General features: G+C 60.0%; 16 protein-coding genes. 6 read left to right on the forward strand and 10 right to left on the reverse strand.

What is annotated here, in order from left to right:
* Nucleotides 1-4: 4 nt before the first annotated feature.
* A complete protein-coding gene (locus ACSAMP_RS03940) occupies nucleotides 5-1624 on the reverse strand; it encodes a BCCT family transporter (protein WP_457799584.1) in 1620 nt (539 codons plus the stop codon).
* 364 nt (nucleotides 1625-1988) lie between these two features.
* Between ACSAMP_RS03940 and ACSAMP_RS03945 the strand changes: the two genes are divergently transcribed.
* The gene (locus ACSAMP_RS03945; protein WP_457799585.1) at nucleotides 1989-3659 is read left to right on the forward strand and encodes a sigma-54 interaction domain-containing protein; all 1671 of its coding nucleotides are present in this window, start codon (nucleotides 1989-1991) and stop codon (nucleotides 3657-3659) included.
* A 218-nt stretch (nucleotides 3660-3877) separates the two neighbouring features.
* On the opposite strand, the gene ACSAMP_RS03950 is transcribed toward ACSAMP_RS03945, so the two are convergent.
* Entirely contained in the window at nucleotides 3878-5185 is a 1308-nt protein-coding gene (locus tag ACSAMP_RS03950; RefSeq protein ID WP_457799586.1) for a Na+/H+ antiporter family protein, read from the reverse strand.
* 374 nt (nucleotides 5186-5559) lie between these two features.
* On the opposite strand from ACSAMP_RS03950, the gene hutH reads away from it, so the two are divergent.
* Entirely contained in the window at nucleotides 5560-7089 is a 1530-nt protein-coding gene (gene hutH, locus ACSAMP_RS03955) for a histidine ammonia-lyase (protein ID WP_457799587.1), read from the forward strand.
* 871 nt (nucleotides 7090-7960) lie between these two features.
* Here hutH and ACSAMP_RS03960 read toward each other — a convergent pair.
* Complete coding sequence (locus ACSAMP_RS03960) at nucleotides 7961-9733, reverse strand: N-tau-methylurocanate hydratase (protein WP_457799588.1); 1773 nt, start codon at nucleotides 9731-9733, stop codon at nucleotides 7961-7963.
* Nucleotides 9734-10098: 365 nt separating this feature from the next.
* Between ACSAMP_RS03960 and ACSAMP_RS03965 the strand changes: the two genes are divergently transcribed.
* The 4 genes from ACSAMP_RS03965 (at nucleotide 10099) to ftcD (ending at nucleotide 15069) form a co-directional block, all read left to right on the forward strand.
* Complete coding sequence (locus tag ACSAMP_RS03965) at nucleotides 10099-12957, forward strand: ATP-binding protein (protein WP_457799589.1); 2859 nt, start codon at nucleotides 10099-10101, stop codon at nucleotides 12955-12957.
* Nucleotides 12958-13140: 183 nt separating this feature from the next.
* Nucleotides 13141-13338 (forward strand): hypothetical protein, encoded by a 198-nt coding sequence (locus tag ACSAMP_RS03970; RefSeq protein WP_457799590.1) that lies wholly within the window; start codon nucleotides 13141-13143, stop codon nucleotides 13336-13338.
* Nucleotides 13339-13523: 185 nt separating this feature from the next.
* Nucleotides 13524-14105, forward strand: a complete 582-nt coding sequence (locus ACSAMP_RS03975) for a cyclodeaminase/cyclohydrolase family protein (RefSeq protein ID WP_441797024.1) — start codon at nucleotides 13524-13526, stop codon at nucleotides 14103-14105.
* Between the two features lie 85 nt (nucleotides 14106-14190).
* A complete protein-coding gene (gene ftcD / locus ACSAMP_RS03980; protein ID WP_457799591.1) occupies nucleotides 14191-15069 on the forward strand; it encodes a glutamate formimidoyltransferase in 879 nt (292 codons plus the stop codon).
* A gap of 206 nt (nucleotides 15070-15275) precedes the next feature.
* Here the strand turns inward: ftcD and ACSAMP_RS03985 are convergent, their stop codons facing one another.
* The 7 genes from ACSAMP_RS03985 to ACSAMP_RS04015 form a co-directional block, all read right to left on the reverse strand.
* Nucleotides 15276-15791: a hypothetical protein gene (locus ACSAMP_RS03985; RefSeq protein WP_441797022.1), complete on the reverse strand. Its 516-nt coding sequence runs from the start codon at nucleotides 15789-15791 to the stop codon at nucleotides 15276-15278.
* 23 nt (nucleotides 15792-15814) lie between these two features.
* A complete protein-coding gene (locus tag ACSAMP_RS03990; protein ID WP_457799592.1) occupies nucleotides 15815-17440 on the reverse strand; it encodes a sodium/proline symporter in 1626 nt (541 codons plus the stop codon).
* Between the two features lie 172 nt (nucleotides 17441-17612).
* Nucleotides 17613-18605, reverse strand: coding sequence for a zinc-dependent alcohol dehydrogenase (locus ACSAMP_RS03995; RefSeq protein WP_457799593.1), 993 nt, complete (start codon nucleotides 18603-18605; stop codon nucleotides 17613-17615).
* Nucleotides 18606-18639: 34 nt separating this feature from the next.
* On the reverse strand, nucleotides 18640-19416 hold the full coding sequence (locus tag ACSAMP_RS04000; protein ID WP_457799594.1) for an SDR family NAD(P)-dependent oxidoreductase: 777 nt from the start codon (nucleotides 19414-19416) through the stop codon (nucleotides 18640-18642).
* A 5-nt stretch (nucleotides 19417-19421) separates the two neighbouring features.
* Complete coding sequence (hisD, locus tag ACSAMP_RS04005; RefSeq protein WP_441797018.1) at nucleotides 19422-20687, reverse strand: histidinol dehydrogenase; 1266 nt, start codon at nucleotides 20685-20687, stop codon at nucleotides 19422-19424.
* A gap of 254 nt (nucleotides 20688-20941) precedes the next feature.
* The gene (locus ACSAMP_RS04010; RefSeq protein ID WP_457799595.1) at nucleotides 20942-21841 is read right to left on the reverse strand and encodes a MerR family transcriptional regulator; all 900 of its coding nucleotides are present in this window, start codon (nucleotides 21839-21841) and stop codon (nucleotides 20942-20944) included.
* Nucleotides 21810-22041 (reverse strand): hypothetical protein (locus tag ACSAMP_RS04015; RefSeq protein ID WP_457799596.1); only part of this gene is annotated, 232 nt, incomplete at its 5' end. The genes ACSAMP_RS04015 and ACSAMP_RS04010, both read right to left, overlap by 32 nt.

Raw genomic sequence — 22041 nt, forward strand, 5'->3', positions numbered from 1 at the left:
GATCTTACATGATCGCGTCTTCGTCGAAGTCGCAGATCAGGTCCTTGTCCACCACGGAATTCTCGGGGTGGTCCACGGTGTCATACTTGTGATAGTTCTTCAGCATCAGCACGCCGCTGATCAGGATGAGGATCATCACGAACATCAGGGGGAAGGCGGTGGAGATGGCCAGCTGCTTGGTGGCGTCGATGCCGCTGACATTGCCCACGGTGCTGGCGGTGGCCAGGTTCACGAAGCAGACCAGAGACACGGTGATGCCCCAGAAGATCTTGATCTTGGCGGGGGGCTCGGCCACGGCGGCGTTCTTGGCGTTGATGGACAGGGAGGAAATGGTGGTGGTCATGGAGTCGCACAGGGTGACGATGGACAGGAATGCCGTGAACAGGAACACCACGTCAAGGACGGCGGAAATGGGCATGTTCTTGAAGAAGGCGAACACGGCGGACTCGGTGCCCAGCTCCTGCATGCTCTGATAGATGCCGCCGCCATTGGTCTCATAGAAGATGGCGGAGGAACCAAAGATGCCGAACCACACAATGCCGAACAGGCCGGGCAGCAGGAAGTTATAGATGGTGAACTCACGCAGGGTGCGGCCACGGGCGATCTTGGCCAGGAAGATGCCCATCAGGGGGGCATAGGCGATCATCCAGCTCCAGTAGTTGATGGTCCACCAGGTGGGCCACATCTCGCCGTCAAAGCCGGACAGATAGGTGGACTGGGTGAAGAAGTGCTCAATGTGGAAGCCAAAGGCCTGGGTAGCGTTGTTCAGGATGTAGGAGGTAGGCCCAAACAGGATGACGAACAGCATCAGACCCATATACAGCTTGGCGTTCTTATCGGACAGGAAGCGCACGCCCTTGCCGATGCCGGTGTAGCTGGAGATCAGGAAGGTGATGACCACGGCCACCAGCAGGATGATCCACATCATGCGGCCGGGGGTCATGCCAGTCAGGATGCCGATGCCGGCGCCCAGCTGAAGGGCGCCCTCGCACAGGGAGGCGGACACGCCGCCGGCCAGGCCGAACACGCACAGGATGTCGATGATGGTACCGATGACGCCCATGGCCTTCTTGCCCAGGATGGGATACAGGCAGGCGCTGACGCGGTAGGGGAGCTTCATGTTATACACGGCCACGCCGATGGCGATGCCGGCCACGCAGTAATAAGCATACTCAGAAATGCCCCAGTGCAGGTAGGTGGTAGCCAGGGCCAGGGTGGCACCCAGCTCGCTCTCGGGGGGATACAGGCTGGCGAAACCGGGGATGCCCTCGATGAAGTGGGTGATGGGCTCGGCAATGCTCCAGAACACGATGCCGGTGGCGATGCCGCCGCACAGGGAGATGACGAACCAGCTCCACTTGCTCATAATGGGCTTGGCGTCCTTGCCGCCGATCTTAATGCTGCCAACTTTGTTGGAGAACATGACCCACACACAGAAGGCCACCAGACCCAGCGTCAGCAGATCATACAGGGCGCCGAACTTTCGGCAGGTGAATTCCACGATAGCGGCCTCACCGGCGGAGAACCACTCCGGGGCAGCCAGGCCGAGGACGATGATCGCGATGTACAAAACAGCCATCGTAATGAAGACTGGTTTGCGAATCGTAATTTTTTCGCTCTTCATAATTTGCATCTCCTATTTTTCAATTTGCGTTCACACAGGCACCTACCTTGCCTTACGCTTTAATTATAAAGCAAGGGCCGTGCCAAACTTTATAATTCGCGTGTATTTTCTTTTCTTTATTTATTTTGTATAGGTTTCATGGGCTTCACTCGTGCAAAGTGCCGGTTTTTGCCTGGATGGTCGCCCTCTCACTCCCTGTTTTTCCCATCTGTCCGGCAGCTCCGTTTCTCCAAATGGCCGCATCTGTGCAATTTATTTTTGCATATAGCAAAATATCATTGCGTTTTTTCTTGACAGCCCAGTGGGGACATGGGTATAATCATGCTGTATCCATCTCTTTGAAGCGAAAAAAGGAGGCCCCGCCGTGTCTTTGTTCGACGTTTTATTCACCATCGGTCCCCGGCAGGAGTTTTTGGCCCTCACCTGGGGCGGGAACGATGCCGCCCTGCCCTATCGCCCCATGTGCGAGCACTGGGTGGAGCACGGCCACACCATCCCCGAGGTGCTTCCCCTGCCCGACCAGCGCCCGGGGGGCAGCTTTGTGTGGGACGGGGAGCAGCTGAGCTATCTGGTGCTGCCCGCCCCGGAGGAGGGGCGGCAATATCTGCTGCTGTCCTGGGGACCCAACCGGGAATACTTATATACCCGCTCGTTGGACCAGATCCCCTTCGGCGTACAGGTCTATGACAAAAACGCCCACGTGGTCTATTTCAACAAGGCCAGCCGCCAGATCGCCAACATCCCCAGCGGCGTGCGGGTGAAGGGCCGCCACCTGCTGGACCTATATGACCTGGACGAGAACATCAGCACCACCATGACCGCCCTGCGCACCCAGTCCCCTGTCATTGACCGGGTGGACAAGTTCTCTGTGGAAAACGGCACCACCATCGCCAGCTCCAACACCTCCTATCCCATCTTTCAGGGGGGGCAGTTGGCAGGAGCCGTGTCCTTTGAGCACACGGAGGTGACCATCCCCAAATATCTCAAGAGCATTCAGGACACCCAAAACGCCCTAAAGCGCTATGCTTACGACACCACCACCGTCCGCTTCTCCGGCTATACCTTTGAAAACGTCGTCGGCGGCAGTCCAAAGCTCCGCTCCGCCGCAGAGCTGGCCCAGCGGGTGGCCCCCCAGAACAGCCCCGTCATGCTGGTGGGAGAGACGGGCACGGGGAAAGAGATCTTTGCCCAGAGCATCCACCGCTCCAGCCCCCGGGCGGGGAAAAAATTCGTGGCCATCAACTGCGCCGCCATCCCGGAGACGCTGATCGAAAGTCTGCTCTTCGGCACGGCCAAGGGCAGCTTTACCGGCAGCGAGGACAAGGCCGGTTACTTTGAGGAGGCCAACGGGGGCACCCTGTTCCTGGACGAGCTGAACTCCATGAGCCTGACCATGCAGTCCAAGCTGCTGCGGGTGCTGCAAGAGCGCACCTTCCGCCGGGTGGGCGGCAAGAAAGATCTGGAGCTGGACGTGCGCATCATCTCCTCCTGCAACGAGGACCCCTTCCAGACGGTGGAGGAAAACAAGTTCCGCCGGGACCTGTTCTATCGCCTGTCCTCCGTCATCATCGAGCTGCCCCCCCTGCGGGAGCATCTGGAGGATCTGGAGCAGCTGACCCAGTATCACCTGGAGCAGACCGCCTTTCAATATGTCCACCGCATCACCGACATCCAGCCTCAGGTCTATCAGCTCCTGCGGGCCTATCGCTGGCCGGGCAACGTGCGGGAGCTGTTCCATGTGCTGGACTACGCCCAGAACGTGGCCGACAGCAACGTGATGACGGTGGAGCATCTGCCCGCCTATCTCCGCAAGAACCAGGCCCCCGCCCCCCGGCAGAGCGCCGCTCCGGCCCTCTCCGCCGGCATCGACTTCTCCCACACCTCCCTCCAGGCCCTGATGGACGACTATGAAAAGCAGATCATCACCCAGGCCCTGGACCGCTGCGGCTATAACATCTCCCAGACCGCCCAGGCCCTGGGCATCCTGCGCCAAAGCCTGCAATACCGCATCCGAAAATATGGGATCATCTTCTGATGTACCTTATAATAAAAGAATAAAACAGACAAAAACGCCCCGGCTGTGCAAGCCCACACAGCCGGGACGCGCCCACAGAACATAAGGAAGGCCGCCTGGGGCGTTTGGCTCCAGGCGGCCTTTGGGGACTTGGGATCATCCGGGGTCCCACAGTTTACTTAAATTCGCGCCGCAGTTGTCATCCTCGCAGGAAAGTCGCGGTTTGATCTGCAATCAGATCACAGGATCATGCAGCCGACAAAGCCGGCGACGACCAGAGGGATGTTGTAGAACAGGAAGGTAGGTACGCAGGTGTCCCAGATGTGATCGTGCTGTCCGTCGGCGTTCAGACCTGCGGTGGGACCCAGGGTGGAGTCGGAAGCGGGAGAACCGGCGTCGCCCAGAACGGCGGCACAGGCGATCAGACAGGTGGTGGCACCCAGGCTGATGCCCAGACGCTGACACATGGGGACGTACAGCAGCGCAATGACGGGGATGGTGCCGAAGGAGGTTCCGATGCCCATGGTGATCAGCAGACCGATCAGGATCAGAACCATGATGGCCACGGAGCGGCTGTCACCCAGAACGCCCAGGGTGGCATCGATCAGAGTGTCAACAGCGCCGGTATTGCGGACCACGTTGGCATAGCCGCCGGCGATCAACATCACGAAGGAGATCATGCCCATCAGGCGGATGCCCTCGGCCACGGTGCCGTCGCTGTTGCGGATCTTCACGGCGCCGCCCAGGAACAGGATGGCCAGACCGGCCATAGCGCCCAGAGGCATGGAGTCCATGGTCAGCTGGACGACCAGCACGGCCACGATGGAGACCAGACCCACGATGTGGTCCTTGGTCAGCTTCAGGTCGTCAGCGGTGATCTCGTGGCCATCAATGGCGATGTCCTTATACTCACGGGGCTTGCGATAGAACCACCAGGAGCTGATCAGGCCGACCAGCATGCCCACGCCCAGGATGATGGTATAGGGCCAGACCTCCATCAGCTCGATGGGCATGCCGTTGGCGGTCATGTTGTCGGCGATGATGCCCTGGAAAATGGAACCATAAGCGATGGGGATGGTGACGTACATGGCGACCAGGCCACACTCAGTGACACAGGCGGCCTGACGGCGGTCCATCTTCATCTTATTCATCATATGCAGCAGGGGGGGATACAGGATGGGGATGTAAGCGATGTGGATGGGGACCAGGGTGCCGGAGATGCAGGCGCACAGCAGGAAGGTGAGCAGCAGCACCCACTTGCGCTCCTTGACCGCAGAGGCGATCCACTTACCCAGCAGAGTAGCCAGACCAGTGTCAGTCAGAGCGGCGGCGAAGGTGCCCAGCAGCAGGTAAGCCAACGCGTTGGTACCGTTGCCGTTCAGGCCGTCGATGACAAAGCCCATGATAACGTCCAGGTCCAGTCCGGCGGTAAGACCGGCGACCATAGCTGCGACCAGCAGGGAAAGGATCACGTTGAGTTTGAACAAACAGAGAACACACATGACAATAACGGATAGTGTGACTGGATTACTGATAATCTCCAACATTCGATTTTTCTCCTTTCTTTTGGTTGCATGGATAGACCTAAGATTTCTCCCTCTTCTAAAGCACCTCCCGTCTGGACGACATTTGCGTCTGCGCGATATCTTCGCAGATGTCACAAAAAGAAGCAAGGGTATCCCGGATTCAACTGTCACTTATTATAGTAGCGTACTGACGAAAAAGCGACGAATCCCATTTTGAAAAAAAGAAAAAAAGAAATGCCTACCGACGAATCCCCGGAAAAATAATCGACGATTCATCGACAGTTTTCCGGTACTCTTTAGACACATGCAATGTAGAAAGTGTACAACCTTTCTCCGGCGCACATTTTGATTTCGCATACATTTATAAAATTTATAAATTTTGGAGGAGATCGCACATGGAAAAGACAGTTTATCTGGACGGTAACAGCCTCACCCTGGAAGACGTGGTAGCTATCTGCCGCCATGGCGCAAAGGTCGCCCTGACTGAAGAGGCCAAAAAGGCCATTCAAATCTCCCGCGACATCGTGGAGAAGAACATCGCCGAGGAGAAGGTCGTCTATGGCCTGAACACCGGCTTTGGCAAGTTCGTCAACGTGGCCATCCCCGAGGCCGAGCTGGACCAGCTCCAGTACAACCTGATCGTCTCCGACGCCTGCGGCGTGGGCGATCCCTTTAAGGAGGACGTGACCCGGGCCATCATGCTGCTGCGGGCCAACGCCCTGGCCAAGGGCTTCTCCGGCATCCGCCTGTCCACCGTAGAGACCCTGCTGGAGATGCTCAACCGCGGCGTCCACCCCGTCATCCCCGAGAAGGGCTCCGTGGGCTCCAGCGGCGACCTGTGCCCCCTGGCTCACATGGTCATGCCCATGATCGGCGAGGGCGAGGCCGTCTATCAGGGCAAGGTAATGTCCGGCAAGGAGGCCATGGAGGCCGCCGGTATCCCCATCGTCCGCCTGAAGGCCAAGGAGGGCCTGGCCCTCATCAACGGCACCTGCGCCATGATGGGCGTGGCCAGCCTGGCCGTGTATGACGCCGGCATCATCATCAAGACCGCCGACATCTCCGCCTCCCTCACCGTGGACGCCCTGGAAGGCATCGTGGACCCCTATGATCCCCGCATCCAGGAGATCCGTCCCCACAGCGGCCAGATCAACGTGGCGGCCAACTTCCGCAAGCTGCTGGAGGGCAGCCAGCTCACCGTTCACCAGGGCCGCGTCCGCGTGCAGGACGCCTATACCCTGCGCTGCCTGCCTCAGATCCACGGCGCCAGCCGCATGGCCTATGACTATGTGAAGCAGGTCATCGAGACCGAGATCAACTCCGTCACCGACAACCCCCTGATCTTCCCCGACAACGGCGACATCTTCTCCGGCGGCAACTTCCACGGTCAGCCCGTGGCCGTGGCCATGGACACCCTGGGCATCGCCATCGCCGAGTATGCCAACGTGGCCGAGCGCCGCGTGGAGCGCCTGGTCAATCCTCAGCTGAGCGGTCTGCCCGGCTTCCTGACCCCCGTGGAGGGCATCAACGACGGCTTCATGGTCGCCCAGTATGCCGCCGCCGCCCTGGTCTCCGAGAACAAGGTGCTGGCTCACCCCGCCTGCGTGGACTCCATCCCCACCTCCGCCAACCAGGAGGACCACGTGTCCATGGGCACCATCGCCTCCAGAAAGGCCGCCACCATCATCAGCCACGTGCAGATGGTCCTAGCCATCGAGCTGCTGTGCGCCGCCCAGGCCGCCGACTTCAAGGACAGCAACAAGCTGGGCAAGGGCTCTAAGGCCGCCTATGACCTGGTCCGCAGCGAGGTCACCTTCATGGACAAGGACCGCGCCATCTATCTGGACATGAACAAGGTCGCCGCCATGATCCGCTCCGGCAAGATCGTGGACGCCGTGGAGCAGGCCATCGGCGAGCTGAAGTAATTCGCTCCCCCTGATCTGACACAAAAGAAGATACCGGGCACTCGGCGCGACTGGAACACCGGCCAAAGATCACCAGAGTTCAAACGCGGCTGTCCTCTCCACCCCAGAGAACAGCCGCGGCCCCTTCTTCCTCTCCCTCCCTGAAACCCCCAGGGAGGGAGAGCTTTTTTGTGTTTTGAGGGCGGCCCTCTCCGCCCCTGCGGGGCACCTCCCCCACAGGGGGAGGCAAGGTCTCAGCCGCCGCACCAGACGCGTCTTGGCTCCCCCCTCGGGGGAGCTGGCACGGCGAAGCCGTGACTGAGAGGGAAGCCTTCCCCTGGGGGAAGGTGGCGCGCAGCGCCGGATGAGGGGAACGCCGAAGGGATGGAAGCGGTTGCGTCAGAACGGATATAGCCTTCCCCCTCCCAGGGGGAAGGTGGCATGGCGAAGCCGTGACGGATGAGGGTGGGCATCGTGGGTGCATACGTTATCGGCGGGCGGACAAAGGCCGCCCCTACGCATATTATGGTAAACCGGTGTAGGGGCGGCTATTAGCCGCCCGCGATACCAGTACGCCAACGACGGAATCCTTCCGTCACGGCTTCGCCGTGCCACCTCCCTTTAACAAGGGAGGCTGATGTGCTGCACCAATAGGCCCCCTTGTGAAAGGGGGCTGGCATCGCCGTAAGGCGATGACTGGAGGATTCCCACGCAGCAGCTCCCGGTCCTTCGGCCTTCCCCTCATCCGTCACGGCTGCGCCGCGCCACCTTCCCCCAGGGGAAGGCTTTTTTCTTCCACCTATTGAAAGACAAAAACCCAACCGGGCGGACACTTTCGTGTCCGCCCGGCTGAGTGTTATTATGAAGGAACTTATGAATAAGACTGTGTAGATTACCGGACGAAGCGGCCCTCGGGACCGAAGGTGACCTTGTCGGCGGGCTCCCACCACAGGGGGATCTTGATGCTCTCGCCGCCGGCGATCTTGCCCTTGCCGTTGCAGACGTCCTTGGCGATCTGGTAACCAGCCTGAGCGTGACGCACCACGCCGATTCCGGAGTCGGTGGTCATGCAGGCGGCCAGACGGAAGTCGGCCTCCTCAGTGCCGTCGGCGATCATGGTAACGCCGGTGTGCACGGCCTCGCCCATGGAGTAGTTGGCCTGGATGGCGATCAGGTCGCACATGGCAGCGCAGTCCAGCAGACCGTTCAGCATGGGCCAATCGGAGATGTAGTCGCCGCCGTCGGGCATGTTCTCAGACTCGAAGGTGGGGTTCACGATGGAGCCGGAGTCCAGGTTGTCGCGGGAGAAGGCCACGGGGCCCTTGATCTCGCCCTTCTTGATCAGGTCGTTCACGGCCAGACCGAAGCGCTTGCGCTCGCCAAAGCCCATGTAGCAGATACGGGCGGGCAGAGCCTCGATGGGCAGGCACTTGCGGGCCAGACCGATCCACCGCTCCACCAGGTGATCGCCCTTGCAGATCTCCAGAGCCAGGTCGTCCAGACGAGCCAGGTCGGCGGGATCGCCGGAGATGCAGGTCCAGCGGAAGGGACCACGGCCCTCGCAGAACAGGGGACGGATGTAACCGGCCACAAAGCCCTCGATCTGCTTGGCCTCGGCCTCGGGCATACCGGCGTCCATGCACTCCTTGCGGATGCTGGTGCCATACTCAAAGGCCTCGACGCCGCGCTTCTTGAACTCGATCATGGCGCGCAGCTGGCGCTTCATGGTCTCGCGGGCGTCGTGCAGATACTGCTCGCGGTGCTCGCCGCGGTAGATATCAGCCTGCTCGCCGGTGTAGCCGGAGGGGATGTAGGAGATGGGGTCGTGGCAGGGGCACATCTCGGTGACCACGGCGGGCAGATAGTTCTTCGCCAGGGCCTCCTCGTAGATGTCGGCGGCGTTGCCGACCACGCCGATGGAGATGGGCTCGTCCTTGGCCACGTGCTCCTGAGCGATCTTCCAGGCCTCGTCCAGGGAGTGGACCTTCATGTCCATGTAGTCCTTGGAGATACGGCGGTCGATGACGCGCTCGTCAGCGTCGGCCAGGATGACCACGGCGCCGTGCATCTTGCCGGCCCAGGTCTGGTTGCCGCCCATGCCGCCGGCGCCGGCGGTCAGGAAGATCTTGCCGTGCATATCGTTGTCCCAGCCCTTCTTCAGGACGATGGCGGACAGGGTCTCGAAGGTACCCTCGATAACGCCCTGGGTGCCGATGTACTCCCAAGGAGCGGCGGTGTACTGGGCAAAGATGGTCAGGTTCTTGTCCTGCAGGTCATAGAACCGCTCCCAGGTGGCCTTCATGATGTTGGTGGTGGCCATCACAACACGGGGGGCCAGGTTGTGGGTCTTGAACACGGCCACGGGCATGCCGGACTGGATGACCAGAGTCTCGTCGTTCTCCAGGTTCTTCAGAGACTCGATGATGGCGTAGTAAGACTCCCAGTTACGGGCGCACTTGCCGTTGCCGCCGTAGATGACCAGCATCTCGGGGATCTCGGCGTTCTCCATGTTGTTCTCCAGCATCCGCAGGATGGTCTCCTGCTTCCAACCCTTGCAGCGCAGGGTGTCGGGCTTGTCAAAGCCACCGCGCTGGGCCTTTACCTCATACAGGACCTCGGGCTTCTCCGCCTTGGCGGGGAACATGTTACCACCATTCTGAGACATAACTATTTTCCTCCATTCAAGCAAAAATTTTAATAGCGTTTTTGTTTGTCAGGGTTTATTGACTGTCGGGGGTTCGTAGCTTTCAAGTACGCGTTTATCATACCAGCCAACTGTCGATAGACCATCGATAAATTTGCCCTCTCCATTTTTTCTTACAGCTTTTTTCGTCGATAATCCACTTTTTATCGTCGATTCAGCGAAAATACAGGTGGTTCCCCCGCCTCTTCCGGTCAAAAACCCTATTTTTATCCAAATCATGTAAATTTTATTTTCACGTGATAAATCATTGAATCCCTCTGGACAAAGCAAAAAATGCTGGTAAAATAGAACACACTGAAAATCTAGGACAGGAGGCTACCGATCTTATGGAAGTCCAGGTATTTCTGTTAGGCAACCCCCGGGTTTTGCTGGACCATACCGAGGTCATCTTCCCTTATCGCAAGGTAGAAGGACTGTTTTATTATCTGTGTATCAAGGGCGTCGTCTCCCGGGACGAGGCCATCGGCATCTTCTGGGCCGACTGCACCGAGGGGTCTGCCCGCAAAAATCTGCGGGACGCCCTCTATCATTTAAAAAAGCTCTTCGGCGAGGAGCTCATCAGCGCCGAGGGGAACAACCGCATCACCTTAAAGAAGGAGTGCATCGCCTCTATCGACTTTGACCAGGTGACGGAGGAGAACATCTTCCAGCGCTACACCGGCGACTTTTTGGGCTATTTCTACATTAAGAATTGTATCGAGTTTGAAAATTGGGCCACCGGCATCCGAGAGGACCTGCTGCGGCAATATCGCAAGGCCGCCAACAGCCGGGTGAACGCCGTCAGCCAGGGGGATGACCTGGCCGCCATGGAGGACTGCGCCGTGGCCCTGCTGGGCAAGAGCATCCTGGAGGAGGAGCTGTTCCAGACCCTGCTCAGCGGGATGCTCCGCCTGGGCGGCGTGGTCGAGGCCGAGCGCACCTATCAAAAGCTGCGCAAGGCCCTGGCCAGTGAATTAGAGGTGGGGCCCGAGGAGCGCACCGAGGAGATCATGGCCGAGGCGGCCCAGCTGCGCCGCTGCGGCGCCCCCAAGCCCAGCGGCCAGAAACCGGCGGAATACTTCTTTGGCCGGGAGCAGGAGATGCTGCTGCTGCTGTCCAGTATCCAGCGGTTCCGCCAGGGCAAGGGCTCCAGCTCCATCCTCCTCAGCGGCGAGGCCGGCATCGGCAAGAGCGCCATCATGAGCCACCTTCAGTCCTCCCTGGACAGCGAGCTGTTCATCCCCATCTATTATCAGTGCGTGCAGACCGAGGAGGAGCTGTATCTCAAGCCCTGGAACGACGTCCTCTCCCAGGCGGAGAAGCTGTGCAAGGAGCACCGCATCCCCTATACCCCCGCCCCCGATTTCTACTCCCACCAGCAGGTGGACGTGTCCGTGTTTTCCACACAGTACGAGCTTTTTGTGGAAAACATCTTCCAGACCCTGTCCGACGCCCTGCCGGAGAAGAAAGTGATCCTCTTCATCGACGACATCCAGTGGATGGACGCCGCCAGCCGCCGCCTGCTGAGCAATCTGCTGTTCTGGTCCCGGCAGCAAAAGGTGATGGCCGTGCTCACCAGCCGCAGCGACAGCAGCTCTAACCTCACCGCCCTGAAGGCCCCCCTGCTGGCCAACGGCCTTCTCCAGGAGGTGGTCATCTCCCGCTTTACCGAGCAGGAGATCAAAAAGCTGATCCAGGAGCGCAAGCCCGAGCTACTGAGCATCCCCGGCGCGTTGGAGCGCATCTGTCACAACACCGACGGAAACGCCCTGTTTCTGTTTGAATACTTAAAGGAACTGGAGCACGGCGGCGAGTGGAACCAGCTCTCCCCCAAGACCACGGGCATGATCCAAAGCCGCCTGATGAACCTCACCCCGGAGGAGCGCACCCTGCTGGAGCACATCTCCCTCTATCCCCGCTTTGCCACCATGGAGGAGCTTCAGGCCCTGACCACCGACAGCACCATCCAGATCCTGAAGAGCCTGGAGTCCCTGCTGTCCAAACAGCTCATCTGTGTGCGGAGCACCTATAACTTCACGGGCTATGGCTTCTCCCACCAGTTGATCCGGGACTATGTCTATAACAGTCTGCTGAAGGACAAGCGCATCCTGCTCCACCGCATGGCCGCCGAGGCCTGCGAGGCCAAGTTCCTGCGCACCGGGGACATCAACCTGTGCCCCATGCTCATCAACCACTTCCAGCAGTGCAACGACATCTGCAAGGCCTATACCTATCGCCTGGAATATCTCAAAGCCTTCTACGCCGTGCAGCACGAGATCTATCCCACCGCCCTGACCAACAGCAGCGCCGAGTCGGAGCACAGTCTGCCCCGCCTGGCCGCCGCCGACGAGCTGGTGTCCCTGGCCGACCAGATCCGCTCCCTCAGCAAAAACTCCAGTGAGATGGAGCCCCTGCGGATGAAGCTGGAGTTTTTGATCGGCCGCTATGACCTGTACTCCGGCAACTACGAGGTGGGCCTGAAGAACATCCAGACCAGCATCGCCCTGGCGGAAAAGCTCCACGACTGGCAATATGAGCTGGAAAACCACCTGCAGCTCATCTTCCACGCCATCCAGATCGACGACCTGAAGATGTACTATCAAAATCTGCTGGTGTGCGAGCAGCTGGTGAAAGAGCACGAATACTCCGAGGCGGACAACTGCACCGTCATGCGCCTGCGGGGGCTGTTCTGCATGAAGAGCTCTCAATATGCCCAGGCGGAGTCGGTGCTCCAGCAGGTCATCCGGCGGATGGAGGCCCTGTGCAAGACCAACTCTGACTATCGCATGGGGCTGGCCGCCTGCTATAACTATCTGGGCGAGAGCCGCCAGGCCCGCAAGCTGTGGAAGGAGGCCCTGGAGTATTACCAGAAGGCCATCCAGTGCTGCGACAACGAGATGGTCAGCGGCGTGGCCGTCTTCCAGGCCAACGCCGGGTATGCCCTGCTCCAGCTGGGCCTGCTGGACGAGGCCCAGGAGCACATCGACAAGGCCAACCGCTGCTTCGAGACCCTGGGCGCCATGTGGGGCCGCTCCCGGGCCCAGTCCTATGCCGCCCTGCTGGCCATGAAAAAGGGCGACTGGGACGAGGCCAAGCGCCGCTATGAGCTGGCCAAGCAGAGCAGCCAAAAGGGCGGCAACCCCGCCTCCATCATCCTGGTCAGCCAAGTGGGCGACCAGCTCCAGGCCCACGAAAACGCGGGGTGAACTGTTGCCTTCCCCTGGGGGAAGGTGCCCCGAAGGGCCGGATGAGGGTGGGTATCGTTAGGTGCGGTGGTCATCGCGGGCGGACACGGAGGTCCGCCCGCCGACGGCGAATGCATTTTCGACGGAATCCTCCAGTCATCGCCTTGCGGCGATGCCAGCCCCCTTTGACAAGGGGGCCTAACGGTGCAGAACATCAGCCTCCCTTGTGAAAGGGAGGTGGCACGGCGAAGCCGTGACGGAAGGATTCCGTCCCCTCGTCCCTATTTCTTCTTCCAACTAAAGCGCTTCTTTAAAAAAGAAAGTAATTGTGCAAAATTCTTAAATAAAAAATTTCTGCCACTGACTCACTTGAAAATCCCTCCAAAATCTGATATGGTTTGACCATAAGGCACTGAATGTAGCTTTACAAGTACGCGACAGTTGAACAACTTTCTTTTCTCTCTGGCTCCGGCCAGGGGGTCGGGTCGTTGTTGTCCCTGTCCGCGGACCTGTAGAGCTTTTTTCGTGCCTTTTTCGTTTATCCAGCGCATATCCAAGTCAGCATGATATGAAAGGGGATAATTCCAATGAATTCCAAGGTTTACGAAGTTCTGGACAAGATCACCGATTCCGACGACACCACCGTTGGCGGCGGCTGCGCCTCCGCCCTGTCCGGCGCTATGGCCGCCGGTATGCTCTCCATGGTGGCCAAGCTGTCCAAGAAGAAGCCCGTCAACTTCACCGAGGAGCAGTATGACGCCATCATCAACGAGCTGGAGCAGCTGAACCAGCAGCTTCAGGAGGGCTGTGTCCACGACACCGAGGCCTATTGCATGATTGTGGACGCCTTTAAGCTGCCCAAGGGCACCGACGAGGAGAAGGCCGCCCGCCGCGCCGCCGTGGAGGCCGCCGCCACCCGGGCCGCCGAGGTCCCCCTGGAGAACGGCCGTCTGAACGCCCGTGTGTACGAGCTGGGCGTTCAGCTGCGGGGCAACTCCAACCCCGCCTGCCTGTCTGACCTGACCAGCGCCCTGTATCTGGCTCAGGGCGGCGTGAAGGACTGCGTGCTGAACATCAACGCCAACCTGGGTCTCATCAAGAAGGAAGAGACCATCGCCAGCCTGAAGGAGGCCATGCTGGAGCTGCTGCTTCAGGCCATCTGCTACTAAGCCTTTCCCCTCCCCCCTGGGGCCGCAGGCCCCGCGACAATGTTGTTCCTTTTAAATTTTTATCATAGAATAGGAGTCGATCATCATGAAGTGTTTAATGGCAGAAGTGAATTTCAGCGAGGGCAGAGACCAGGGTCTGATCGACCAGGTCCGCGACGCCATGCTGGCCGGCGACCCCATCGACCTGATGGAGATCTCCTCTGACGGCGACCACAACCGCACCGTGTTCACCTTTAAGGGCGAGCCCCGTGCCGTTCTGGAGGCCTCTAAGCGCCTGTCCGCCAAGGCCGTGGAGCTGATTGACATGACCAAGCACTCCGGCGCGCACCCCCGCATCGGCGCCGTGGACGTGGTCCCCTTCATCCCCGTGAAGGACGTCACCATCGACGAGGCCCTGGAGATCTGCCGCGAGTATGGCAAGTTCATGGGCGAGCTGGGCGTGCCCGTCTATTACTATGAGGACGCCGCCACCAGCGAGGAGCGCAAGAGCCTGCCCAAGATCCGCAAGGGTCAGTATGAGGGTCTGGAGGAGAAGATGAAGGACCCCGCCTGGAAGCCCGACGAGGGCCCCTCCTCTTTCAACGCCAAGAGCGGCGCCACCGTCACCGGCGTGCGCTTCCCCCTGGTGGCCTTCAACGTGAACCTTCAGACCAAGGACCTGGACATCGGCAAGAAGATCGTCAAGGCCGTCCGCGCCGTCACCGGCGGCTATCAGTATGTCCGCGCCATCGCCCTGGTCCTGGAGGACCGGGACGGCATCGTTCAGGTGTCCATGAACCTGACCAACTATGAGAAGACCCCCATCCACCGCGTGTTCGAGACCATCAAGAGCGAGGCCTCTCAGTATGGCGTTGGCGTTGTGGACTGCGACCTGGTGGGTCCCGTGCCCGTGTACGCCCTGCAGGACGTGCTGAAGTTCTATCTGCGCACCCACAACTTCAAGATCGAGCAGCTGTACATGTAATTTTTCATTTCTTTGTCATTTCTCAACAGCAGGACCCCGGCGGCAAAAGCCGCCGGGGTCCTGCTGTTCAGATGTAAAAAACGGGCTGGGCCGTCCGCGCATGACTGCGCGGACGGCGTTTGGCTTGTTTGATATCCGCTCCTTTGCTTCAAAAGGAGGAACTTACTTTGTTGCACGGACCGGTTCACTCCGGTCAATTTTCGCCATTACTCCAGCACCAGGTCCTCCAGATCGCCGGAGAGGGAGTCCATCACCTTATATTTCTCCTCGTCCAGGTCCCGGTTATAAAACCGCATGAGATACATGGGCTTATACACCAGCTCCGTCTTGTGGTCCTCCAGCTCCGGGGGAGCGTAGAGACACTTGAACTTGCGCACCACCCACAGCTTGTTATAGTCCCAGGCCTGTTTCAATGCCTGGTCCTCCGTCAGGCGGCTGGGCAGGATGGCCTGCTCGGCCACCTCCACCGGATGGGACCCGGGCAGACGGGACAGCTTTCCCGGCGTCATCGTCGACTCCTCAAAGCCCGCGTAATAGCCCGCGTAGCGCTTGACGGACTTTGTCACCGGGATGGCCACCCGCAGCTGGAACACCCAGCAGGGGCTGTAAAGGGTGTCCACATAGGAAAAGTCGATGTAAGAGAACTTTTTCGACTTTTTCATGTGCTGGAGAAAGTGCTCCGGCTGGAACCGGACGCCGGTCAGGACAGAAATGGACTTCATGATGGCTCCCTCCCAATGGCCGCTCAGCAGGCCGCGGGGGCGGCCTCCTTGCTGGCGCGGATGATCTTGCTGAAGTTCTCCTGGGAGATCTGCACCCCGGCCTTCACGGCGGTGTTGGTGGCCTCGGCGTCCTCAAAACGCTTGGCATAGTCCACCATGTCCTCGATCTCCTTGGGGGGTTCTTTGGTCAGCAGGCTCACCACCACATAGGCCACGGTGGCCAGAACGATGGCGGCGAAGAAGGTGTGGATGTTGGTGCTCTCCTGCAGCAGGTAGTACCAGGCAAAGCCGGTGACAGAGCCCACGATCAGAGAGGCGTAAGCGCCCTCTTTGGTGCCCCGCTTCCAATACAGACCGCCGATGATCAGGGGGATAAAGGCGGGGGACAGCACGGACCAGGCGATCCAGGTGACCTGATAGATGCCCACCTGGAAGATGGGGGCGAAGCACAGCACGGCGGAGATCAGGCCCAGCACATAGGTGGACACCTGGGTCACCCGCATGACCTGCTTCTCGCTGGCCTTGGGGTTGATAAAACCGTGATACAGGTCGCTGCCCGCGCCGGAGCCGATGACCAGCAGCAGAGCGCTGGCGGTGGACATGATGGCGGAGAAGGCACAGGCCAGCAGGAAACCGGCCATGATGGGGGACAGCTTGGTCAGGGCCAGCACGGGCATGATATACTCCGCGCTGCCGCCGGGCAGGGCAGCGGCGTCGGGGAAGATCACGCGGCCGGCCATACCGAGAATGTACACGCCGAAGGACAGGAAGAAGCCGAAGATGCCGCCGATCAGGGGGACCAGACGGATGGACTTCTCATCCTTGATGGCCACGGTCTTGATGACCAGGTGGGGCTGGCCCATATAGCCCACGAAATAGACCAGGGCGATACCGGCGATCATCAGGGGCGCGCCCTTCAGATAGAAATCCTCGCCCCACAGGGTGGGCAGGCCGGGGTTGATGGCATACAGGCTCTGGGTGATGCCGGAGAAGCCGCCGGCGGCGGAGATACACACGGGGATCAGCACAGCCAGGCCGATGAGCATCAGGATGGACTGCACAAAGTCGGTGTAGGCCACGGCCAGATAGCCGCCTGCGCCGGTGTAGATCAGCACCACCACGCAGCCCACCAGCATGGACATCTCAAAGCTCCAGCCGGTGATGCAGGACAGCAGCACGCCGATGGCCAGATATTCCACGATCAGGCTGATGACCATGGCCACCAGCATGATGATGACGGACAGCAGCTTCACGCCCCGGCTGTAATACCGGTGGCCGAAGAAATCGGGGATGGTCAGGGACTTGGTTTTTTCCGTATACCGGCGCATCCGCCGGGCAATGATGCCAAAGTTCAGCAGCGGGCCGAACACGTCGCCGGGGGCGGCCCACAGGGAGGACGCGCCCGCTTCCCAGCCATACTGGGGGCCGGCGATATACATGCCGCCGCCCACCGAGCTGGAGCCGTGGGCCAGGGCGGTGATCCAGGGGCCCATTTCACGGCCTCCCACGAACCAGTCCTCGGAACTCTTTACCCGCTTGGCCGCCCACAGACCGATGAGCAGCATCAGGGCCATATAGGCGATCAGGATGATGGGAACCTCCATCGGGATGGCTTTACCGATTGCTCTTTCCAGTTCAGCAATACTCACAGATATTTCCCCCTCTCTTTGTCGTTACAGGTCGGTCATAGCTTCCACTTGCCAAGATAGAACGATCCGGCTGCGATCAGGTCGATGATGATGGTGGCCAGGATGAAAATGCCGGTGTCCATGGAAAAGCCCATAAAGATCTGCATACATACCCTCCTTCCTGTTCAATTCGTCAGCTCAGCTTGAACAACACTTTTGCCACGCTCTTGTCCCGGGAGTTCAGCAGTTGGAACGCCTGGGCGCACTCCTCGATGTCAAACACCCGGGAGATCAGCGGCCCCACGTCCACTTTATTCGAGGCGATGGCCGCCACGGCGTCCTCCAGATTCTTGCGGGTATAGACGTTGCAGCCCACCAGCGTGATCTGGGCGGCCACCAGGGCGTTGATGTCGAAGTGGAACTCCTTTTCAAAGATGCTCACCACATACAGGTGGCCATTGGCCCGGGTGTGAGCGATGGCGGTGTTCAGGGTGATGGGCTGCCCGGCGGCATCGATGACCTTGTCAAATTTCAGGTCAGCGGGCAGCTCCTTAAAGGTCTCGTCCGCCCCAACCTTTTCCGCCAGGCCCAGCCGCACGTCGGACACGTCCACGGCGGTGATGTGCTCCACGCCGTAAAGGGCCTTGGCCGACAGGATGGTCAGCAGGCCGATGGGGCCCACGCCGATGAGGGCCACCCGGTCCTCCGGCTTGAACTGGGCCCGGTCACAGATGTTCAGGGCCACCGCCAGGGGCTCGGACAGGGCGATCTTCTCCTGGTCGGCCTGGGGCGGGACCTTGATCAGGGTCTCCTGGTCCATGGCGATGTACTCGGCAAAGCAGCCCTGGCGGACCTCGCCGATAAAGCCCAGGCCCTCGCAGGTGTTATAGCTGCCCGCCTGGCAGCTGGGGCAATGCATACAGGGCACCATGGGGTTGGCGATGACCACGTCGCCGGGGGCAAAGCCCTTCACCCGGTCCCCCACCTGACGGATCACGCCCACAAACTCGTGGCCCATGGTCTCCGGGATGTTCTGGATGAACATCCCTTTGTTATAGATGTGCAGGTCCGAGCCGCAGATCCCCGCGTAGGACACCTGGATCAGCGCGTCGGTGGGGCCGCAGGCGGGCTTTTCCACCGTCTCGAACCGCACGTCCTGAATTCCGTAGTATCGGGCAGCTTTCATGTTGTCCCTCCATTCCCGTCTGGGGCGGCTGGCCTTAGCTGGCCAGCCACCCTCCGTCTACCTTAATTGTCTCGCCGGTGACATAGTCGCTGGCCGCCGAGGCCAGGAACAGCACCGGACCGGCCAGGTCCAGGTCGGTCCCCCACTCGTGGAGGGGGATGCGGCTCTCGATCCAGGCCCGGTGCTTGGGGTCGTCATAGAAGGGCTGGGTCATGGGAGTGATGAAATAGCCGGGGGCCAGGCAGTTCACCTGGATGTGATAGGGCCCCAGCTCGATGGCCATGGTCTTGGACAGCTGGATCACCCCGCCCTTGGTGGAGCAGTACACGCTGGACTCCTCCAGACCGATGTAGCTGCCCAAGGAGCCGATGTTGATGATCTTGCCGCCGCCGTGCTCCTTCATCACCTTGGCCACCTCCTGGGCCATGAAGAACACGCCCTTCATGTTCACCGCCATGATGTGGTCATAGGCCTCGGGAGTCACCTCGGTAAAGGGCTGGATCTGCTCGTACCCGGCGTTGTTCACCAGCACGTCGATGCGGCCAAAGTCCCGGACCACCGCCTGGACCAGCGCGTGAATGGAGTCCAGCTGGGTCACGTCCACGGAATAGGCCCTGGCCTTTCCGCCGCCATCCTGGATGGCCTGGACCGTCTGCCCCAGCCGCTCCATGTTTCTGCCCGCGCAGATCACCGTGGAGCCCGCCTCCCCAAAGGTCTGGGCATAGCCCTTTCCCAGGCCGGACCCGGCTCCCGTGACCAGAACGACCTTTCCGGAGACGTCAAACAGGTTCTTTCCATTCATCACGCCCATATTGTTCAATCCTCCAATCTCAGCTTCACAGAATCTCTGTGGGCCTGAAGACCCTCCACCTCCGCAAATCTCATGCAGTGCTTGGCCAGGTTGTGGCAGCCCTCTTTCGACACGAACTGGTGGAAGGGGGTCTTGATAAAGGTGCCGACCCACACGCCGTTGGAATACCGGGCGGTGCGCATGGTGGGCAGGGTGTGGTTGGGGCCGGAGACAAAGTCGCCAAAGGCCACCGGCGCATAGTGTCCCACGAACATAGAGCCATAGTGCAGCAGCTTTTTGGCCACCTCCCGCTCATCCTTCACCTGGACCTCCAGGTGCTCGGGGGCGATGTCGTTGGAGATATCGATGGCCTCGTCCATAGAGTCGGCCAGATAGATGGCCCCGTTGTCCTTCCAGGCCTGGGCGGCCACGTCCTGGGTCTCCAGGGTGGGCAGCAGGCGCTGGAGCTCCACCATGGCCTCGTCGATCACCTTTTCGCTGGTGCAGACCAGGATGGGCTTGGCGTTGGGGTCGTGCTCGGCCTGGCCCAGCAGGTCGATGGCCACATAGGTGGGGTTGGCCGTCTCGTCGGCCAGCACCAGCACCTCGCTGGGTCCGGCCAGGCTGTCGATGCCCACGGTGCCGAACACCTGGCGCTTGGCCTCGGCCACAAAGCGGTTGCCCGGTCCGGCGATCAGGTCCACGGGCTTCACCGTCTCGGTGCCAAAGGCCAGGGCCGCGATGGCCTGGGCGCCGCCCATGCAATAGATCTCGTCCGCCCCAGCGATGTCCATGGCCACCAGCACGGCGGGGTGGATCATGTTAAAGCCGTGGAAGGGAGGGGAGCAGGCCGCCACTTCCTTCACCCCGGCCACCTTGGCGGTGATGATGCCCATCAGGGCGGAGCTGGGCAGGGGGTGCCGCCCGGCGGGGACATAACAGCCCACCCGCTCGATGGGTACCATGCGGTGGCCGATCTCCAGGCCGGGGACCTTGCTCTGGATGTCCAGGTCCTTCAGACAGGTGCGCTGCTGCTCGGCAAAGAAGCGGATCTGGTCGGCGGAGAAGCGGATGGCCTCCAGCGTGGCCTCGTCCACCTGGTGATAGGCGGCCTTCACCAGCTCCGGGTCCACCCGGACGGTCTTGATGTCCATCTTGTCGAACTTGGCGGCATACTCGATCAGGGCCTTGTCCCCGTTCTCCCGGACGTTGTCCAGAATGTCCATCACAGTACGGGTCAGGTTCTCGTCCCGCTCATAGGTCTTCTTCTCCGGCTGCTTGATGATTTTCACGGTTCCCACTCCTTCATTTTATACTGTTCGGAAGGCGGGCTTTTTCCCCGTCCTCCCGGCTTTCTTTCTTTGGGTTCCTTGGCTACAGTATAAAACTGACCGCTGCGGATAGGTCAAGAAAACAATTTTCCCAATTTCTTTTTTTCATTCTTGTTGGATTTGCACACAGGTTTTTGGGTTTCTCCGGTCCCCTCCCCTTTTCTGCCAGCACCATCGTTTTGTTAAACCCAGCCCCAGGGGCCGACTTTATTTTTTCAAGTTTTGTCCCATGAAACTTTCATTTTTCCGCCCTCGCCCCGGAAGGGGATCATAATGCGGATGACCCACAGCTCCTTGTTATAGGTGATCATGGGGCTGATGAGCCACTCCTCCAGGGAGCAATTTTCCAGCTCATACCCCTGCCCCTTGGCCCAGTCCATCAGCCGCATGTAGGAGGCGCACAGCCGGGTGTCCTTGGGGTCCCCAATGTGCAGGGTAGACACCCCCCGGAATGCAGGGATGCTGTCGTAATGGTCGCAGGGCAGCCGCCGGTCCGCCACGGGGATGGCGATCTTAAAGTCGTGTATCCTGTGGTCAAAGGAGCAGGCGTCGCTGTCGAAGTGCCCCGCGGTGGTGTACAGCAATGAGCCGATGGACACGGCGTTCACCTGCTGGGCGATGTTCTGGATCTTGGGCAGGTGCTCCACGTCCAAACACAGGTCGTCCTCAAAGGTGGCCCGATAGGGCAATGACACCACGTCCTGGCCCGGATAGTCCACCACCTCCATCAGCCCCTCCTTGTCCAGGGTGTGGTGCAGCTTTAAAAAGGACAGGGCCTCGGCCAGCTTGGCATAGGCGGCCATGCTCTGCTCATAGTGGCGCAGGCTGATCTCCAGGGCCTCCTTGGCCGAGTCCATCTGCTGCTGAAGGGAATTCTGGATGCTGGCCACGTTCCGGCCATAGATGATGTCCTTCATCTCCCCCAGGGGCATGTCGATGTCCCGCATGGCCTTGGCCGCCACGATCTCATAGATGTGCTCGTGGGTGTAATAGCGATAGTTGTTGCCGCTGTGCCGGGGGACCTGGCTGAGCAGGCCCTTCTCCTCGTAATAGCGCAGCTGCTTGCGGCTGACCTGGCACAGCTCACAGATCTCGTTGGTGCTGAACGTCTGCACGGCGCACTCCCCCCTCTGTTTCGTTATCTAACAGTATAGCGTGTGAAAGTAAATTTGAAAAGCCTATTCTTCTAAAAATACAGGCGGATATTTCGGGCAGAAAATGGCCCCATTTTGGAGCATGTTCCAAAACGGGGCCATTTCGTCTGTTTTTGTTTACGCGCCCTTTCCCAGCAGCACCACGGCCACGTCGTTCACGT

The sequence above is a fragment of the Flintibacter sp. SJQ-8 genome, assembly GCF_054108085.1.